General features: G+C 40.5%; 1 protein-coding gene and 3 pseudogenes. 3 read left to right on the forward strand and 1 reads right to left on the reverse strand.

Annotation, left to right across the window (positions count from 1 at the left end):
- Positions 1–67: 67 nt before the first annotated feature.
- The 3 genes and pseudogenes from AAV96_RS00195 to AAV96_RS18075 all read left to right on the forward strand — a co-directional run.
- Complete coding sequence (locus AAV96_RS00195; RefSeq protein ID WP_046737849.1) at positions 68–577, forward strand: hypothetical protein; 510 nt, start codon at positions 68–70, stop codon at positions 575–577.
- Positions 578–743: 166 nt separating this feature from the next.
- A pseudogene (locus tag AAV96_RS00200) lies at positions 744–1,844 on the forward strand (YgiQ family radical SAM protein); the annotation flags it as partial.
- A pseudogene (locus tag AAV96_RS18075) lies at positions 1,841–1,972 on the forward strand (D-amino-acid oxidase); the annotation flags it as partial. The pseudogenes AAV96_RS00200 and AAV96_RS18075, both read left to right, overlap by 4 nt.
- 2 nt (positions 1,973–1,974) lie before the next feature.
- Here AAV96_RS18075 and AAV96_RS18170 read toward each other — a convergent pair.
- Positions 1,975–2,229: pseudogene (locus AAV96_RS18170) on the reverse strand (hypothetical protein); the annotation flags it as partial.

A 2,229-nucleotide genomic window follows, 5' to 3' on the forward strand; every position in this document is an offset into this window, starting at 1 on the left:
AAAATTTAGTAATTTAAATAAGCACCTATTTGGGTGTAGAGATAATATTAAAATTGGGGAAAATAATATGGAATTACATAGTCGTGTTTATTATAAACATCCTGACTCAACAATCATGGGACAATTAGAGGTCTTATTTACTACACATCATGGAGATGAAGAAAAGTTCATTCAGACAGCTTTACTCATTAATCCGCAAGCGGATGAGATTACTCAAGAGCTAGTTGATTTGATTGATTCGATTGAACATGATCTTGCGCCAGAGACATTGCACTATGTTGATGGGTTTGCTGTACTAGATTTTACACATGGCTCAAATGGCGATGAAAACATTGAAAATATTTTATTATTTTTAAAAGGATTATTACCTGATATTCATGCACAAGCTTGGGGTTGTGGTGATGATGATCCATGGGAGTTTTGGTTCAAATTTGATGGCGATGAGCTTATCCGTGAAGATGATGAACCATTGAATGATCCTGATGAAGATGAAGAAATTAAAGCTTCTATTTATACATGGTGGCATCAAGATTTACCTTCTGGAATTAAAGAAGGCTTCTTGAACGAAGAAGAGTAATTATCAACATCTTATGATGCTATTTCCTCAATAAGTTACAAATACTTTTTGGGGAAATGCTTCTGTTTGTTTTTTGATCTATAAAAATGAATGGAATTCATGCTAAAATGATCGGCTTTCATCTTTAGATGTCTCTCCTCCATCTGCTAGCCGAGATTCGCAAGCCATGTCTACTGCCTACACTATGCAGACCGCGCCAAAAGCGCTGTTTGATTACGACAAATATTGGGCGTCGTGTTTTGAACCCGCACCATTTTTGCCGATGTCACGAGAAGAAATGGATCAACTCGGCTGGGATGCGTGTGACTTTATTTTGGTTTGTGGTGATGCCTATATTGACCATCCATCTTTTGTATCAGGGGTGATTGGGCGTGTACTTGAAGCACAAGGCTTCCGTGTCGGAATCATTGCACAACCAGACTGGACCAACGCAGAGAGCTTCCGCGTTCTAGGCAAGCCAACCATTGCATGGGGTGTGACCGCAGGGAACATGGATTCAATGATCAACCGTTATACGGCAGATCGTAAAATTCGTTCCGATGATGCGTATTCACCAAACAATGAAGCAAATAAGCGTCCAGACCGTGCAGCAACAGTTTACTGTCAGCGTTGCCGTGAGGCTTTTCCTGACGTTCCTGTCTTACTCGGTGGTATTGAAGGAAGCTTGCGTCGTATTGCACATTATGATTATTGGTCTGACAAAGTTCGCCGCTCTATTTTGATGGACTCAAAAGCTGATCTATTGATGTATGGTAATGGCGAGCGTGCGATTATCGATGTGATGCATCGTTTAGCCAAAGGTGAGAAAATCCACGAGATTACTGATGTTCGTGGTACAGCATTTATTATTAATAAGCATAATAAAGCATCTAAAGCGAAATTCGTTGAAATTGCCAGTAATGACGTGGATACCATTGGACGTGTCGATCCAATTATTAATCCTTATGTCATGACTGAAGATATTGATGGCTGTGAAGTTGAAAAAGAAAAAGGTAACTCGCTAGCGCAGTATCAAAACTTCCAAAAAGAAATCGTTGCCAATCCAATCGTGCGTGAAGGCGATCAGCTCGATCCAGATACACAGATTGTGCAGTTAAAGCCTGCGCCATCAAAAGCGATTAAACATAAATTACCTCCACGTGAATTGGCGGTGATTCGTTTACCTTCTTTTGAAGCAGTGGCTGATGATCATGTGTTGTATGCCCATGCCAACCGTATTTTGCACCTTGAAACCAATCCGGGCAATGCACGTGCCTTAGTACAACGTATCAAATGTGGAATGAAAAACTTCTGCCTATCACGGGGATTGATTTTCAAATCCACAATACAGGCATGCTGATTTTCGATCAGGAAGACTTTGATGTAGGGCTGAATTATGCCAATCAATATCAAGAATTGATATACCACCAATCAACAGGCTTAAGGTTGGGCAAGCACTGATCAGCACCAAAGTTTAAAATGAGATTGTGTGAATCAATGTCATGACACTGACAAATGAAATTAAGATCTGTTGAGCCGACATATTCAGGCTTTGGTTGCGGCTCAATTGGATCTACAGAGGATTTGCGGTAATAAACAGCTCTCGCTACTTCCCACGGAATAGAGTCGGTAGTAACTAGCTCTAAACCTTTATCGTGTTTGAACGTGAATCG

The sequence above is a fragment of the Acinetobacter sp. AG1 genome (assembly GCF_001005525.1).
GTDB lineage: Bacteria > Pseudomonadota > Gammaproteobacteria > Pseudomonadales > Moraxellaceae > Acinetobacter > Acinetobacter modestus.

What these genes read in the sequence shown, in the direction of transcription:
- AAV96_RS00195 (WP_046737849.1), top strand. Translation starts at nt 68, where the DNA reads ATGGAATTACATAGTCGTGTTTATTATAAACATCCTGACTCAACAATC.